The sequence below is a fragment of the Campylobacter sp. LMG 17559 genome, assembly GCF_024723605.1.
Lineage (GTDB): Bacteria > Campylobacterota > Campylobacteria > Campylobacterales > Campylobacteraceae > Campylobacter_D.
Map to the genome: position 1 here is coordinate 1 of NZ_JANQCZ010000051.1, position 612 is coordinate 612.

The following is a 612-nucleotide window of genomic DNA, read 5'->3' on the forward strand; positions in this document are numbered from 1 at the left end:
ATAGGAGCCTTGCAACTTTCTATGACAGGATTTAAAGCAAGAACTCAAGCAATAAATTTTTTACTCATACAACTAGGACATGAACAAGGCCTTAAAAGTCTTTATGATTCTTATGCATATAGAGGTTTAGTAGATGGTATACACAAAAACCCTCTTAAAGCTCAAATGCTAAAAGATTTTTCTAAAAATCCTCCTTATGATGAATTTGGAATGCTTCCTTTCTTAGATGAACTTATAGGAGTGGATTGGATTATTGATTTAACAGAATATGAATTTGCAGATGATGCTGATGGTAAAGCTATTAGATCTTTAGATGATGATGTTTTAAAAGGTAAATTAAAAGATCCAAGAGATATAGATTCTACTCCAGAGAGTAGGAAAGAGTTTAATCGTGAAATGTGGGCATATCGTAGAGGTGCTGTTGCATTTTATAATACAGACATTCCCAATGATTGGACTAAAGAAGAAGCAAAACTATATATGAATTCTCTTATTTTAGAAGCCAAACTAGCAGCCCTAACTCCTCCTCAAGGCTATCCTAATGCACCTTATTATTTTTCTCCTGAAAGATTAGAATTTATTTATAAAAAACACAAATTAGATAGATTAAAA

General features: G+C 31.7%; 1 pseudogene. It reads left to right on the forward strand.

Annotated features, from left to right (window positions below):
- Window positions 1–612, forward strand: a pseudogene (locus tag CAMP5082_RS08260) (hypothetical protein); the annotation flags it as partial.